Annotated in this window: 15 protein-coding genes; 5 read left to right on the top strand and 10 right to left on the bottom strand. The window is 66.0% G+C overall.

Annotated features, from left to right (window positions below; translation table 11 throughout):
• Nucleotides 1-318 precede the first annotated feature (318 nt).
• From ACFVTM_RS06430 to ACFVTM_RS06410, 5 genes are all read left to right on the top strand, one after another.
• Nucleotides 319-1,374, top strand: a complete 1,056-nt coding sequence (locus ACFVTM_RS06430) for an ABC transporter substrate-binding protein (protein WP_390202562.1) — start codon at nt 319-321, stop codon at nt 1,372-1,374.
• Complete coding sequence (locus tag ACFVTM_RS06425) at nt 1,371-2,309, top strand: ABC transporter ATP-binding protein (RefSeq protein ID WP_390202561.1); 939 nt, start codon at nt 1,371-1,373, stop codon at nt 2,307-2,309. Before ACFVTM_RS06430 ends, ACFVTM_RS06425 begins: the two co-directional genes overlap by 4 nt.
• Nucleotides 2,309-3,214 (top strand): ABC transporter permease, encoded by a 906-nt coding sequence (locus ACFVTM_RS06420; RefSeq protein WP_390202560.1) that lies wholly within the window; start codon nt 2,309-2,311, stop codon nt 3,212-3,214. Before ACFVTM_RS06425 ends, ACFVTM_RS06420 begins: the two co-directional genes overlap by 1 nt.
• Nucleotides 3,215-3,282: 68 nt before the next feature.
• The gene (locus ACFVTM_RS06415) at nt 3,283-4,230 is read left to right on the top strand and encodes a TauD/TfdA dioxygenase family protein (RefSeq protein WP_390202559.1); all 948 of its coding nucleotides are present in this window, start codon (nt 3,283-3,285) and stop codon (nt 4,228-4,230) included.
• Nucleotides 4,227-5,618, top strand: a complete 1,392-nt coding sequence (locus ACFVTM_RS06410; RefSeq protein WP_390202558.1) for an LLM class flavin-dependent oxidoreductase — start codon at nt 4,227-4,229, stop codon at nt 5,616-5,618. The genes ACFVTM_RS06415 and ACFVTM_RS06410 overlap by 4 nt, the downstream gene beginning before the upstream one ends.
• A gap of 95 nt (nt 5,619-5,713) precedes the next feature.
• On the opposite strand, the gene ACFVTM_RS06405 is transcribed toward ACFVTM_RS06410, so the two are convergent.
• The 10 genes from ACFVTM_RS06405 to ACFVTM_RS06360 form a co-directional block, all read right to left on the bottom strand.
• Entirely contained in the window at nt 5,714-5,974 is a 261-nt protein-coding gene (locus tag ACFVTM_RS06405) for a hypothetical protein (RefSeq protein ID WP_390202557.1), read from the bottom strand.
• Between the two features lie 42 nt (nt 5,975-6,016).
• On the bottom strand, nt 6,017-6,769 hold the full coding sequence (locus tag ACFVTM_RS06400; protein ID WP_390202556.1) for an SDR family NAD(P)-dependent oxidoreductase: 753 nt from the start codon (nt 6,767-6,769) through the stop codon (nt 6,017-6,019).
• Nucleotides 6,766-7,539, bottom strand: coding sequence for an SDR family NAD(P)-dependent oxidoreductase (locus tag ACFVTM_RS06395; RefSeq protein WP_390202555.1), 774 nt, complete (start codon nt 7,537-7,539; stop codon nt 6,766-6,768). Before ACFVTM_RS06395 ends, ACFVTM_RS06400 begins: the two co-directional genes overlap by 4 nt.
• The gene (locus ACFVTM_RS06390; protein ID WP_390202554.1) at nt 7,539-9,020 is read right to left on the bottom strand and encodes a gamma-aminobutyraldehyde dehydrogenase; all 1,482 of its coding nucleotides are present in this window, start codon (nt 9,018-9,020) and stop codon (nt 7,539-7,541) included. Before ACFVTM_RS06390 ends, ACFVTM_RS06395 begins: the two co-directional genes overlap by 1 nt.
• A 102-nt stretch (nt 9,021-9,122) precedes the next feature.
• Nucleotides 9,123-10,190 (bottom strand): proline racemase family protein, encoded by a 1,068-nt coding sequence (locus tag ACFVTM_RS06385; protein ID WP_390202553.1) that lies wholly within the window; start codon nt 10,188-10,190, stop codon nt 9,123-9,125.
• Complete coding sequence (locus ACFVTM_RS06380) at nt 10,187-11,098, bottom strand: dihydrodipicolinate synthase family protein (protein WP_390202552.1); 912 nt, start codon at nt 11,096-11,098, stop codon at nt 10,187-10,189. Before ACFVTM_RS06380 ends, ACFVTM_RS06385 begins: the two co-directional genes overlap by 4 nt.
• A gap of 62 nt (nt 11,099-11,160) precedes the next feature.
• Nucleotides 11,161-12,423 carry an NAD(P)/FAD-dependent oxidoreductase gene (locus ACFVTM_RS06375; RefSeq protein ID WP_390202550.1) on the bottom strand — a complete coding sequence of 421 codons (1,263 nt, stop codon included), beginning with the start codon at nt 12,421-12,423 and terminating at the stop codon, nt 11,161-11,163.
• A 42-nt stretch (nt 12,424-12,465) separates the two neighbouring features.
• A complete protein-coding gene (locus ACFVTM_RS06370) occupies nt 12,466-13,251 on the bottom strand; it encodes an amino acid ABC transporter ATP-binding protein (protein ID WP_390202548.1) in 786 nt (261 codons plus the stop codon).
• Nucleotides 13,252-13,310: 59 nt separating this feature from the next.
• Entirely contained in the window at nt 13,311-14,063 is a 753-nt protein-coding gene (locus ACFVTM_RS06365; RefSeq protein WP_390202546.1) for an amino acid ABC transporter permease, read from the bottom strand.
• Between the two features lie 19 nt (nt 14,064-14,082).
• The gene (locus tag ACFVTM_RS06360; RefSeq protein WP_390202544.1) at nt 14,083-14,931 is read right to left on the bottom strand and encodes a substrate-binding periplasmic protein; all 849 of its coding nucleotides are present in this window, start codon (nt 14,929-14,931) and stop codon (nt 14,083-14,085) included.
• Between the last annotated feature and the right edge of the window lie 300 nt (nt 14,932-15,231).

The raw sequence follows: 15,231 nt of genomic DNA, 5'->3' as shown, positions 1-15,231 counted from the left end.
CGGGCACGACGGCGGCGACGACGACGGCGCCGTCACCCGCCGTCGTCGGGCGTCACCACGACGTCACAGTGCCGGTCCGGCGGGTGCGGAGGTGTCCCCGGGCGGCTGCACATGACCGCGTGAGTCCGTTGGGTTACGGACTGCTTCGTGATGCGTCCATATGGGTAGCGGCAGGCGTCCGTGGCTGTTTTCGTCGCCGGGTTACGCGCGGTTTCGTTGGGTGTCGAGGGGCCTGCCGCCCGGGAGTCATCTCTGCTCTAGTGGTGGGCACAAGCCGGCTGGCCCGGTCCGCACCATCGAATCCAGGAAGAATCCGCTATGAAAAACCGACTCTTACCCGCAGGACTTTCCTCCGCCCTGGCCGTTGCTGCCACCGTGGCGGTCTCGCTGGTGGTCTCCGGTTGCGGCGGCCCTGCGAGCGCGCAGCCCGCGGCAGGAAGCGCCCCCGGCACACCGGAAGTGACCGAACTCCGCTACGAGGGCTCGGCCAACAATGTCACGTTGCCGGAACTGGCCCAGGACCTCGGCTACCTGGGCGACGTGAAGCTGAACTGGGTGGGCAACACCATCAGTGGTCCGGCGAGCATCCAGTCAGCGGCGACCGGGGCCACCGACTTCGGCGGCGCGTTCTCGGGCGCCGTGGTGAAACTCATCGAAGCCGGCGCCCCCGTCACCGCGGTGATCAATTACTACGGCGAAGACGACAAAACGTTCAACGGCTTCTACGTCAGCCAGGACAGCCCGATCCGGTCGCCGCGAGATCTGATCGGCAAAAAAATCGCCGTCAACACCCTGGGTGCCCACTCGGACGCCGTGATCAACAGTTACCTGAAGAAGAACGGACTCTCGCAGGAAGAGATCAAGCAGGTACAACTCGTCGTCGTACCACCGAACGACACCGAGGAGGCCATCCGCCGCGGACAGGTCGACGTCGGGGCGCTCGGGGGAGTGCTGCAGGATAACGCTGTCGCCAAGGGCGGCCTGCGGTCCCTGTTCAACGACTTCGAGCTCTTTGGCGCCTTCGCCGGAGGCCAGTTCGTCCTGCGCAAGGACTTCATCGAGAAGAACCCGGAAACCACCAAAATATTTACCACCGGTGTTGCCAAGGCCATCGAATGGGAACGCAGCACCCCCCGCGAAGAAGTAATCGCGAGGTTCACGAACATCATTAACAAGCGCCAGCGCTCCGAGAGCACCGCAACCCTGAAGTACTGGAAGAGCGTCGGTGTCCCGTCCAAGGGCGCCATCAGCGACGAGGACTTCACCCGCTGGTCAGCCTGGCTGAATGACACCGGCATTGTCACCGGCGATATCACCCCCTCCAAGTACTACACGAACGACTTCAACGGCCTGCTGAAGGGGGCGGCATCATGACCCGCGGCACGGAACTGACAGCGAATACACCGACACCGAACACACCGACACCAAAAATCAGCCTCCGGAACGTCGGGAAGCAGTTCACCGTCCGGCCCGGCAAGGACAACCCCGAGGGCTCCACCCTGACGGCGCTGGAGGGCATCACCCTGGACGTCGCCGCGGGCGAGTTCATCACCCTGGTCGGGCCGAGCGGCTCCGGCAAGACCACCCTCCTGGACCTCCTTGCCGGGCTCACCCGGCCTGACACCGGCCAGGTGCTCGTGGACGGCCAGGAGGTGACCGGACCCGGCCGCGACCGTGCCGTGGTCTTCCAGCAGTACGCGCTGTTCCCGTGGCGGACCGCGGCCGCCAACGTCGCCTTCGGCCTCGAAGGACCCGGCAGCGACGGCCGCCGCCTGGGCCGCAAGGAACGTGCAGAGAAGGCCCGCCACTTCCTGGAGCTCGTTGGCCTGGCCGGCTTCCAGGACCGGTATCCGCATGAGCTCTCCGGCGGCATGAAGCAGCGCGTCGCCATCGCCCGGAGCCTGGCATACGAGCCGGACATCCTGCTCATGGACGAACCGTTCGCGGCGCTGGACGCCCAGACCCGGGAACAGCTCCAGGGGGAACTCCTGCGCATCTGGCGGTCCACCGGCAAGACCATCATCTTCATCACCCACGGCATCGACGAGGCCGTGTACCTGGGACAGCGGGTGGCCGTACTGAGCTCCCGCCCCGGCCGGCTCAAGCAGATCGTCGACATCGACCTGGGGGAGCGCACCGGTGACGGGGATGTCCGCTCCGACGCCGTCTTCGTCGAGCACCGCCACAAGGTCTGGTCGCTGCTTCACGACGAGGTCCGGAAAGCCCAGGAAGCCGGGCACGCCAAGATACGGCCCGACGGGTCGGCACCCGATGAAGCACCGCAGCTAGCCAACGGAAGGGCAGCCTGATGACGGCACCAACACTGACCAAAGAGGCCACCGCGGCACCCGCCGCGGCTTCACCGGCGGCCGACACCGGGCGGACTCCGCCGCGCGCGGCGGCCCAGCCGCTGCCCTCCCTGGTCCGGTCCGGTGCCCGCAGGGCCGGTCGCGGGATCTGGGCCTCCGGCGCCATCCTGCTGTTCCTCCTGCTCTGGGAACTGGGGCCCACCTACCTTGCCTCGCCCGCCACCAGGGTGTTCCTCCCGCCGCTGCACGAGGTCCTGCGTGCCCTGGGCTCCCTCATCGCCAAGGGCCAGCTGCAGAACCACCTGGCGGCAAGCCTCACCCGCTCCGCGAGCGGGTTCGGCATCGCCGTCGTCTCCGCCGTCGCCCTGGGCCTGCTGGTCGCCTGGTACCGGTCCCTTGACCGGTTCCTGAATCCGCTGCTGGAAGTCTTCAGGAATACGGCGGCATTGGCCCTGCTCCCGGTCTTCACGCTCCTGCTCGGAATCGGCGAGACGTCCAAGATCAGCATCGTGGCCTACGCCGCGTTCTTCCCCGTCCTGCTGAACACCATCGCCGGCGTCCGGACCGTTGACCAGCTCCTGATCCGCGCCGCCCGGTCCCTGGGGCTGTCCAACTTCCGGCTGTTCCAGAAGGTCATCCTGCCCTCGGCGGTGCCGACCATTTTCACGGGCATCCGGATGGCCGGAACGTCCTCGATCCTGGTGCTGATCGCCGCGGAAATGGTCGGGGCCAAGGCGGGCCTCGGGTACCTGATCGTCAATTCCCAGATGAGCTTCCTGATCCCGGACATGTATGCCGGGATCCTCACCGTCTCGGTGCTCGGACTGCTGGTCAACTACCTGCTGGTCGCCGTCGAACGGCACTTCTCCCGGTGGCGGACCGCCGTCGGATCCCAAGCGAACTAACGCATTGAACTAAACCGCAACTAATCCAGCCAACCTCACCACCCCCACAGATCAAGGAGACCACCACCATGTCGACAGCTACCGAAACCCGCCTCGAATTCCGCAAACTCAGCGCGCGCATCGGCGCCGAGATCCGCGGCCTGGACCTCAGCAGCGACCTCAGCGATGCCACGATCGCCCAGATCCGTGCGGCCCTGAACACACACAAGGCCCTGGTGTTCCGGGACGCCAACATCCGCGACGACGAAGCCCAGGTGCGCTTCGCCAGCCGCTTCGGCCCGCTCACCCAGGCGCACCCCACCGTGGCGTCCGTCGACGGCAAGCCGGCGGTCCTGCCGGTGGACAGCGAAAACGGCAGCGCGAACAACTGGCACACCGACGTCACATTTGTGGTGAACCCGCCGCAGGCCTCCACGCTGCGCAGCATCACCCTTCCGGCCTTCGGCGGGGAGACCCTGATCGCCTCCTCGGCAGGCGCCTACCAGGACCTGCCGGAGGAGCTGCGGAACTTCGCCGACACCCTCTGGGCCATCCACACCAACGACTACGACTACTCCGTGCCGAAAAACCTCGAGCACGCCAACGCCGATGAGCGGCGGAAGGAATTCACCCGGATCCACTTCGAGACCGCCCACCCCGTGGTCCGGGTCCATCCGCTGACCGGGGAACGGGGACTCTTCATCGGCGGCTTCGCCCAGAGGCTGCGCATCGTGGGACTGTCCAACACCGAATCCAAGGACATCCTTCGGCTGCTCCAGGCCTACGTCACCCGCCCGGAGAACGTGGTCCGCGTCAACTGGGAACCGGACCAGCTGGTGCTCTTCGACAACCGCATCACCCAGCACTACGCCCCCGACAACTACGACGGCCAGCCCCGTCAGCTGAACCGGGTCACGGTCGCCGGCGACATTCCGGTGGGCATCGATGGACGCAGCAGCACCTCCATCCAGGGCGACTCCTCCACCTATTCCGAAACGGTTGTCCTTCCCGCCGACGTCGCCGGAGCCCCGCTGTGAGCGGCGAACGGCAGCTGCACCTGAACGCGTTCCTCATGAGCACCGGGCACCACGAAGCCTCGTGGCGGCTGCCGGAAAGCGACAGCTTCGCCGGGACGGACGTCGCGCACTTCCAGCGGCTGGCCCGGACGGCGGAACGGGGAACGTTCGACTCGATCTTTTTCGCGGACTCACCGGTGCTGCACGGCGACGTCGGCCAGCGCCCCTACGGCAGTCTCGAGCCGACCGTACTGCTGGCGGCCATCGCCGCCGTCACCGAACGCATCGGGCTCATCGCGACGGCCTCCACCACGTACAACGACCCCTACAACCTGGCCCGGCGGTTTGCCTCCGTGGATCACATCAGCGGCGGCCGGACCGGGTGGAACGTCGTCACCACCGCCGGCGACGCTGCGGCCCGGAATTTCTCGCTGCAGGACCAGCCGGCCCATGCCCGGAGGTACGAGCGCGCCGCGGAATTCCTCGACGTCGCCCGCAAGCTCTGGGACAGCTGGGAGGACGGGGCCGCCATCGGGGACAAGGAAGCCGGGATCTGGGGAGACAACACCCGCGTCCACCAGCTCAACCACTCCGGCACCTATTTCAGCGTCCAAGGCCCCCTGGATGTGCCGCGCTCGGCCCAGGGCCACCCCGTGATTGTCCAGGCCGGTTCCTCGGAGGACGGCAAGGACTTTGCCGCCCGCTACGCCGAAGCGGTTTTCACCGCCCAGCAGACCCTGCCCGACGCCCAGCGCTTCTACGCCGACCTGAAACAGCGGGCTGCCGCGGAAGGCCGGGACCCGGAAACCATCAAGGTGCTTCCGGGCATCGTTCCGGTCATCGGTTCCACCGAGGCCGAAGCCCGGCGGCTGGAGCAGCAGCTCGATGAGCTCATCCACCCCGACCATGCCCGACGGCAACTCGCCGGGGTCCTGAAGGTCTCGCCGGAGTCGCTGGACCTGGACGCCGAACTGCCGGATGACCTGCCCTCCGAGGACGAGATTGAGGGCGCCAAGAGCCGGTACACGCTGATCGTGGACCTCGCCCGACGGGAACGCCTGACCGTGCGCCAGCTCATCGGCCGCCTCGGCGGCGGCCGCGGACACCGCACCTTCTCCGGGACCCCCGAGCAGGTGGCCGACGCCATCCAGGAATGGTTCCTGGCCGGGGCGGCGGACGGCTTCAACATCATGCCACCCGTGCTCCCGTCCGGCCTCGATGCTTTCGTGGACCACGTCATCCCGATCCTGCGGGACCGCGGCCTGTTCAGGCGCGAATACACCGGACGGACCCTCCGAGAACACTACGGGCTGCAGCGGCCGGCCAACTCCTTCGTTCCGGCCGGCCGGTCCGGCCATGCGGACAGCCTCGGTGCGCCAAGAGGCGGTCTATTGGTCTCGGAACGCTGATCCAAGCGGATCAACCGACCCGCCGTGCGCGACTGGAAGCCCCGGACAGGAACAGCTGTCCGGGGCTTCCAGCACGTTTAGGATGCGACTGAACGTCAACTGGCTTCCGCCCGGGACGTGCTGAGGCCTTTCGTGACCTCGTAGTGCAGGCCCGTGCGATCTTCTGTTGCCCAGGCCTCGTAGAACTCTGCCTTTTCGAACAGTCTTCGGTTCTGCGCCGGGGGCCGAAGCCACAGGATGGTCCCGTCGTCGGTGACAGCGTCCACGTGGCCGCTGCAGACAGGACTGCCCTGCTGCCGGATCTCGATGCTGGCCCCGGTGAGCAGGGTCCAGTCGGTGATGCGTCTCAGGTTCATGGGGCCAGTTGTCCTTTCGGTGTGAGGGACCTCGTTTTTCGGTTAGCGCACGTAGTCGGCGCCGGTGATGTCGACTGTCGCCCCGGTCGTGTGGCGGGAGCGGCCGGAGGCGAGGAAGGCGATGACCTCAGCGACGTCCTGGGGCGGGGTGATCTCCCCGAGGGGGAGCCCGCTGAGCCGGTCGGCGTCGAGGGTCAGGTGGGAGGCGATCCCGGTGCCGACCCATCCCGGGGCGACGGCGTAGGCGAGGACGTTGTCCCGGCCGAAGCCCCGGGCAATGCCCTTGGTCAGTGCGAGCAGCCCGCCTTTGGCCGCGCCGTAGGCGAGGTGTTCGGCGTCGTCACCACGGTGCGAGGAGCGGCTGGCGACGTTGACGATGATGCCGCCGTCTTGGCGCTGAAAGTGGAGGATCGCCTCCCGGCAGAGGTCTGCCGGGGCCTGGAGGTTGAGTTGGAGATTGCGCTGCCAACCCTCTGCCCAGGAGAGCGGATCGTCCAGCGGAGATTCCAGCCACGCACCGGCGTTGTTGACCAGGACGTCAACCCGGCCGTTCCATTCCTCGGCCGCCGCCCAAACCCTCGCGGCCGCCCCCGGATCGGCCAGATCGCCCTGGACCAGCCGGATGGGGTCTCCCAGGTTTTCCTGTACAGCCTGGGCGTCGCCGGCGGCGGAGGAGTAATGGAGTACGACGTGCGCTCCTTCGCGGTGCAGTGTCTCGACGGTTGCCCGTCCGATGCCCCGGGACCCGCCGGTGACCAGTACCGTTTTGCCCTTAAGCATTCCGTCTCCGCTCATGCCACTGCCTGTGCGCCGGTGATTTCGATGACGGAACCGCAAATGTACGGCGCCTCGTCCGATGCGAGGAACGCCACGAGCGCGGCGATTTCCTCGGGTTTGCCGATGCGGCCGAAGGGCACCAGGGCATCGAGGTCCGCCACGGTACGGCCGTTGCGGGCCAAACCGGATTCGAGCATGGGCGTGTGCACCTCACCGGGTGCCACGGCGTTGACCCGGACGTTGTTCGGGGCGTAGTCGCGGGCCAGGTTCTTGGTGAAGGCCACCACGGCAGCCTTGGAGACGTTGTAGGCAATGTGCGCCGGTGCGGGGTACAGGCCCCACTGGGACGCCGTGTTCACGATGGCGCCCCCGCCGGCCTCGATCATGTGGGGCAGCGCGGCGCGGCACAGGTGGAAGAGCGAATCAACGTTCACCGAGAAGGACAGATCCCAATCGTCCTGCGTGAGGGAGAGCAGATCCCCGCGGCGGTTGACGCCGGCGTTGTTGATCAGGACGTCGAGGCGGCCGCGGCTTTCGACGATTTGCTGGACGGCGGCGGCGGAGGCTGCGGAGTCGAGCAGGTCGAAGACCAACGGCTCGGCGGACTGGCCGGCGCTGACGATCGAATCGGCGACTTCCTTCGCCGCGGCCTCGTTGGCGTCCGCCACGAAGACGTGGGCGCCTTCGGCGGCGAGGCGCCGGCTGATGGCCGAGCCGATTCCGCCTCCCGCCCCGGTGACCAAGGCTGTCTTGCCGTTAAAGCGTCCGGTGATATTCGTGTTGATCATTACTGCTGTCCTTCCAGGGAGAAGATGGTCCGGTGCCAGTCTTTGGCCTTTTCGCCCGTGAGGTCGAACATGACGTGCTTGACCACGGTGTATTCGTCCAGGGAGTAGGTGGACATGTCCTTGCCGAAGCCTGACTGCTTCACGCCGCCGTGGGGCATTTCGCTGATGATCGGGATGTGGTCATTGACCCAGACGCAGCCCGAGCGGATATCGCGGGTGGCGCGCAGGGCGCGGTAGACGTCCTTGGTCCAGGCGGACGCGGCGAGGCCGTACGGGGTGTCGTTGGCCAGCTCGATGGCTTCGTCGTCGGTGTCGAAGGGGGTGACGGCCAGGACGGGTCCGAAGACTTCGTCGCGGAAGATCTCGCTGTCCGGGGTGGCATCCGCCACCAGGGTGGGGCGGTAGTAGGAGCCGGCCGAGAGGTCGCCGTCGGGGATGCCGCCGCCAATGACGCGGGCGTAGCCGCGGGCCCGGTCGACCATGCCGGCGACGTTGTCGCGGTGGCTCTGGGAGACAAGGGGGCCGAGGTCGGTAGCCGGATCCTGGGTGGGGCCGAGCTTGACCTTGGCGTAGAGGGCGGCGACGCCTGTGATGAATTCCTCGTAAACGGAGCGGTGCACAATCGCGCGGGTGGCGGCGGTGCAGTCCTGTCCGGTGTTGATGAGGCTGCCGGCGACCGCACCGTGGATCGCCGCCTCGAGGTCGGCGTCGTCGAACACCACAAAGGGTGCCTTGCCGCCGAGCTCGAGGTGGACGCGCTTGGCGGTGGTGGCGGCGGCTTCCAGGACGGTGCGTCCCACGCCGGTGGAACCGGTGAAGGAGAGCATGTCCACGTCGGGGTGGCGCATCAGTTCGGCGCCGACCACCGAGCCGCGGCCGGTGATGACGTTGATGACGCCGTCCGGGACGCCGGCTTCGCTGGCAACCTGGGCGAACAGCAGCGTGCTCAGCGGGGTGACCTCGGCTGGCTTGAGGACGATCGTGTTCCCGGCGGCGATGGCGGGCAGGATCTTCCAGGCGGCCATCTGCAACGGGTAGTTCCACGGCGAGATGGAACCGATGACGCCGATTGCCTCGCGCCGGATGGAGGAGGTGTGGTCCGCGGAGTATTCGCCGGTCGCTTTGCCTTCGAGGTTGCGGGCGGCGCCTGCGAAGAACGCGATGTTGTCGATGGTGCCGGGCACATCGAACTCGCGGGTCAGCCGGATCGGCTTGCCGGCCTGGCGGCTCTCAAGCTGGGCGAATTCTTCGGCGCGCTCTTCCATGAGGGCCGCGAACTTGGTCAGCACGGCCGACCGCTCGGCCGGCGTCGCCCGGGACCAGGCCGGGAACGCGTCCTTGGCGGCCTGGACGGCGGCTTGCACGTCGTCGCTGCCGGCGAGGGTGATGGTGTCCACGGTGGTTCCGTTGGACGGATCGATGACGTTCACGGTTTGTCCGGTAGTGCCGTCGACAAGCTTGCCGTTAATGAACTGGCTCACAACTCCTGCTTTCAGTTGTTTTGGAAGATTTTGGTGCGCGAGTTGGCATTTGACGGCAATGTTTTGGACAAACACCGCCGTCAAATGGCATCTCGCGGGAGGTTAGGCGCCGGGCGCCCAGATGTCGCCCACGGTGTAGCCGGCGGGGAACGGGTCGGTGGGGTCAAGAAGCCACTGGCTGCGGCCGGTGACCCAACCCCGGCCCGTGATGGTGGGGAGGACCGCCGGCCGGCCGGCGACCGTCGTCGTGCCTGTCAGGCGGCCGATGAATTCGCTGCCGATAATGCTTTGGTGCGAGAACGCCTCACCCACGGCGAGCTGGCCGCGGGCGTGCAGCGCCGCCATGCGGGCGCTGGTTCCCGTACCGCACGGCGAGCGGTCCAGCGCGCCGGTCCAGGTGGACGGGTCGCTGGGGTCGAGCTTGCCGTTGGACAGCACCACGGTGTTGCGGTCCTGCCGGCCGGGCACTCGGTCGCCGGTGTGGAGCATGACCAGGTTGACGCCGGAAATGAGCGGGTTCTCCGGGTGGATGACCTGGATCTGTTCCAGGGCGGCCATCTTGATGAGCGCACCGGCGCGCGCCAGTTCCTTGCCGTTGTCAGGGTGGAGGTCCAGCCCGACGTCGGCGGCTTTTGCCTGGGCGAAGAACTGGCCGCCGAAGACGACGTCGACGGGCACGGTGCCGAGTTCCGGCACCTGCAGCGGGAAGTCGAGTTCGACGACGAACGCCGGGACGTTCACGACGGTCACCGACAGGACCTTGCCGTTCTCGACTCGGGCCACGGCCTTCACGACGCCTACGGCGGTGTCGATCGTGACCGTTGTTTCGGGGCCGCGGACAGGAACGATGCCTGCTTCAAGGACCGCGGTGACAGCACAGATGGTGTTCGACCCGGACATCGGCGTGAAGCCGCCCTGTTCGAGCACCACAATGCCAAAGTCAGACCCCTCGTTCACGGGCGGAAGGAGGATCACCGAGCACAGGCCCGGGTAGCCGCGCGGCTCATGCAGCATGAGCCGGCGCAGCCAGTCCAAGTTCTCCTTGCAGTACTGCAGACGCTCCGTCATGGTCTCGCCCTGGACGAGACCGGCGGCGGAGGTCAGGATCCGCCCCGGCTCGCCCTCTGCGTGCACCTCGATGGCGTCGAGGGCGAGCGGGGCGGCGCTCATGCCGCTACCGGAATAACGCCGGCTTCACGCAGGATCGCGGCGAAACGCTCACGCTCTTCGGCGGGCAGCGGCTGGATGGGCAGGCGTGCCGGGCCAACGGGCTCACCGATGAGTTCCAGGCCTGCCTTGATGCCGGCCACGTAGTTGACGGACTCCAGGAAGTCGCTGATGGCCCAGAGGTGCTTCCACAGTTCGCGGGCACGGACGAGATCCTTCTGCTCGGCGAGGGCTTCCCAGAATTCGACGGCGAGTTCCGGCACCACGCCGGCGGTACCCCAGACCGAGGCTTCGGCGCCGCTGGCGATGCCGAAGAACGTCAGGGTGTCCCAGCCGTTGAAGGCCTTGATGCTGTTGGTGTGGACGGCGAGCAGCTCGGCCAGCGCGATCGCGTCATCGGAGGTGTTCTTGATGTAGTCGATGCCCTCGATCTGGCCCAGTTCGGCCAGCTCCGCGGCCGTAAGCTTCACACCGGTGATCCCGGGGAGGTTGTAGTACATCACCGGGATGGAGATGGATTCGGCTACGGCGGACAGGAAGGACTTGAGGCCGGTGAAGTCCAGGGGATCGTAGAACGGCGGCACCAGCATGATCGCGTCCGCGCCGACGGTTTCGGCGTGCTGCGCGAGATCGATTGCGCCCTGCGTGGAAAGTGCGCCGATGCCGGCCACTACGGGGATGCGTCCGTCGGCGCCCTTGACGTAGAGCTCGATGACCCGGCGGTACTCCTCGGGTGAGAGTGTGGTGAACTCACCGGTGGAGCCGGTGGGGACCAGTCCGTGGATACCAGCCGAGACGAGGCGCTCCACCTGGTGCTGAAGTGCTGCTTCGTCAACGGCGTTGCCGTCCTCGGTGAACGGGGTGGTGACGGCGGCGAGGATTCCGCGGAGGTCCTTTTTGGTGCGTGACATGTTGTGGGTCCTTTCAAGACAATGGGTGGGCCCGGGAAGCGGGCAGGAATCGTGTTGGGGTCTTAGAGGGCCGGGACCGGCTGGCGCTGGACGCCACGGAAGCGGTCGGCCCTGAAGGGCTGAAGGGCGGGCGCCATGCGGCCGCGGACAATCAAATCCGTAAGTGCTGCGGCGGTGCCGGGTGCGAGCGTGATGCCCATCATTCCGTGGCCTGTGGACACATAGGTGTTCTGCAGATGTCCGAGGTGGCCTATGACCGGAAGCCCGTCCGGTGTCATCGGCCGCATGCCGGCCATCGGCGTGGGCTTTGAAACGGGCGGCTCCCAGTTGCGGAAGTACTTCGCGGGAGCGCGCAGGATAGCGTCGACCCGGACCTGGTTAATGTTCTCGTCCAGTCCGCCGAACTCCATGGTGCCGGCCAGGCGCAGGCGTTCGTTGAAGGGCGTCACCGCAACCTTGGCGTCCCAGAGGTTCACGGCGCTGCGAAGGCCAAGCGGCGCTACCTCAACGCTGTAGCCCTTGCCCGGACGCACCGGAAGCGCAACCCCGAACTGCTTGGACAGGTTCCCGCTCCAGGCTCCGGCGGCAAGGACGAAGCGGTCGCCGGTGTAACGGGTGCCGCCGCTGTGCACGGCGGTCACCCGGTCCCCGTTGCGCTCCACGGCGTCGATCGGGGAGTTCTCCGCGATCTTCACGCCCATCGCCGCAAGCCGGTGGTGCAGCGCCGTGGCCATGGCTCCCGGATCGACGTGCCGCTCCTGGGGGAAGTAGATGCCGCCAAGAACTCCGTCGGTGAGCAGCGGCTCCTGCTCATGCACCGCGTCGCGGTCCAGCACCTTCGGTTGGCGTCCGTACTGGGACGCAAGGTCCAGGTTGTCGATGTGGTGGTCGAAGTTGTCCTGCTCCATGAACGCCATGAGAAGGCCGTTGGTGTGCATCTCGAAGTCCATGCCATCGGCCCGGTACTCGTCAAAGATCTGCAGAGTGTCGGCGGCCAGACGGAGGTGACCCTCGAATCCTGCCCGCTGGTCGCGGGCGTTGGACTTGCGCCACATCCCGAACATGAACTTCAGGAAGTCCGGCTGGACGGATGGACGGATGTACAGCGGGCTGTCCGGCCGGAGCATCCACTTCATGGATTTAAGGACGACGCCGGGTCCCGGCACGGGTGCCGACTCCGCCGGACAGATCCATCCCGCGTTGACCTTCGACGCACCCAGGCCAGTGGCCCGCGCGTCGATGACGGTGACGCTCTCACCCTCGCGGGCCAGATGGTAGGCCTGCGTCAGGCCTATGACGCCGCCTCCGACTACTACGGTGTGCACAATGAATCCTTTCTATTCAATGGTCCGGCCAAATGAGCCGGTTTAGAAGCGGACGGCGTCAACAAACTTCTGCAGATCTGGATTGTCGCAGGTTTCGAACGCCAGGTCGGGGGTGGTGTTGACGGCAATTTCGCCGTTGTGGAAGAACACCACGCGGTCGGCGGCCTTGGAGGCGAAGGCCATGTCATGGGTGACCAGCGCGACGGCGATGCCTTCTTCTTCCTTGAGGCGGTGCAGGACGTCGAGGACTTCTGCCGCGACGGGCGGATCCAGGGCCGAGGTGATCTCGTCGCACAGGATCAGCTTGGGCTTCATCATCAGCGCCCGGGCGATGGCAACCCGCTGCCTTTCGCCGCCGGAGAGCTGGGTGCAGCGGCTCAGGATGTGGTGCTTCATGCCCACTTCCTCCAGTGCTGCCTCGGCCCTGTCCCGCGCTTCGGACGCGCCCACGCCCCGTGTCTTGCGGGGTGCCAGCGTCATGTTGTCCAGGACGTTCATGTGCGGCCACAGGGTGTAGGCCTGGAACACCATGCCGACCTCGGAGCTGACGGCACCCCAGTCTTTGGTGCGCCTCTTGTCGGCAAAGACGGTCTTGCCGTCGAAGGTGATCTGGCCGTCGTCCGGGTCCGTGAGCCCAGCCAGCGCCCGGAGAAGGGTGGATTTTCCCGATCCGCTCTTGCCGATGATGACAGTGATGTCGCCGGAGCGCATGTCGAAGTCGACGTTTTTCAGGATGGTGCGGTGGTGGAAGCTCTTCTGCAGGCCGCGGGCGGACACGAGGACCTGGCCGGTGTCTGCAGATGCCGGGGATTGGACCGGTGTGGTCACCAGAGTCCCTTTCTGCTGGAGATGGGTGGAATGGGCGGGTGCCATTGTGCTGTGCCGGCTCATGACACTGTCACTTTCACAGTCGACACCTTGGCGCCGGGCATCATGCGGGCCAGCAGGCTGGGGCCGGGTTTGAATCCCGGGCCCGCCGTGTTCTGCATCCGGCGCTCGATGCCGCTGGTGATCAGCGAGACCGGGAACGCGATTGCGAAGTAGATGAAAGCAGCGAGGGTGAAGACCTCCAGTGCCCGGTAGTTCTGGGCCGAGATGGTGTTCGAGACAAACATCAGGTCAGACACGGCAATGGTGGAGACCAGGGCGGTGTCCTTGAACAGGGAGATGTTCAGCGACAGGATGACCGGCAGCTGCTGGCGCATGGCCTGCGGGACGATGATGTAGCGCAGCTGCTGGAAGCGGCTGAGCTGCAGCATCCGGCCGGCTTCGACCTGCTCGACCGGGACGGACTGGAAACCGCTGCGGTAGGTCTCGGCCATGAAGGCGGTGAGGTTTGCCGTCAGAGCGATCACGGCGGAGGCGTAGCCGGGGAGGGTTACTCCCGTCAGGGCCGGCAGCGCGTAGAAGATCCAGAAGAGTTGGACGAGCAGCGGGGTGCAGCGGAAGATTTCTATGTACCCTTGCGCAGTCCAGCGGATGACCTCGATCTTGGACATCCGGCCAACCGCGACGGGGATGGCCAGAATCATGCTGATCACGATGGTGATGATGGTGATCTGGAGCGTTACTCCCAGGCCCTGGATCATGCTGGGCAAAGCTTGGGCGACTACGTCCCAATCAAAGGTGTATCCATTCATGACATTCTCCTAGTGGAGGCTATTTCTTGCGGAGGTCGCCGAGGTTGTCGAGTTCGACGTAGTTGACCTTGGCGTAGGCCTGGGGCAGTTCCCCGCTCTTCTGTGCACGTTCAATCGCGATGTTGACGATCTGCAGTGACCGCGGGTCAATGGTCGCCGGCACTCCGTAGGCCGCCGAGGCGGAGTAGATGTCCGGGGTGGGTACGACGATCTTGAGCGTCTTGTCTGCCTGCGCCTGCGACTCGGCGGTGGGAAGGTCGGTGAACTCGGCAATGGCCCGGCCTGACTGAACTGCGGAGATGGCGTTTGCGTAGTTGTCCACGGACATGATGGTCGAGGTGTGGCCCTGCAGCGCCTTTTCCGGGGCCGATCCCTGCGCTGCAGTGATCTGTCCGCCGTTGGCAATCAGGTCCTCGGCCGTCGCGAAGGGGGAGTCGGCTTTGACGACGAAGACGCCCTGGTACTGGTAGACGGGGTCGGTGAAGCCGATGGCGAGGGACCGTTCTACCGTGTAGTCGAGGTTCGCGGCGAAATCGTAGCGGTTGGCCTGGAGGCCGGCGACGATGTTCTTCCACTCAGCGGCCACAGGGACCAGCTTGACATTGAGCTGTTTGGCAAGTTCCTGAAGCGGGATGAGGTTCGGGCCGCCCAGGGTTCCGTCGGCCTGCTGGACGGTCATCGGAGGAGCGATGGCGACGCCGACCCGGAGCTCTCCGCGCTTCTTGATTTCGTCGATGAAGCTGCCCTGCGCCGCGCCGGTCGCCGCGGTGGCGGAGGTGCCGCGAAAGCCCGAGCCGATGTACCCGCCAGCGATAGCAACAAGAATCACTGCGAGGACCGCTAGGACTACTTTGCTTGTTTTGGTCATGATGCGCTCTCTTTGAGTTGTGCGGTCCGGGCTGATCAGGAGGGTGGCCGGGAACCGCTTGGAAGAACAGGCGAATGGTTTTGGGAATCTTTCGATTCGTGGTGTCGAGACTGACGCGTGGAGAACCTGACTCAACGTCGTTGTTTTATTGTCAGGCAATTTGGCGATAAGACAACGCTACTACTGTGACCTGTCCCACGTCTACCCCTGATGAATCCGGCGACGAAATGCGCCGGCAGCCCGTCGGAAACTCCACGTGCAAGGAATGTCCCGAAACCGCGCGTTTTCCGGACCAAATAG

The organism is Arthrobacter sp. NPDC058130 (genome assembly GCF_042884475.1).
Classification (GTDB): Bacteria; Actinomycetota; Actinomycetes; order Actinomycetales; family Micrococcaceae; genus Arthrobacter.
Note: the sequence above shows the minus strand (reverse complement) of the source record. Positions and strands in the feature narration are given on the sequence as shown.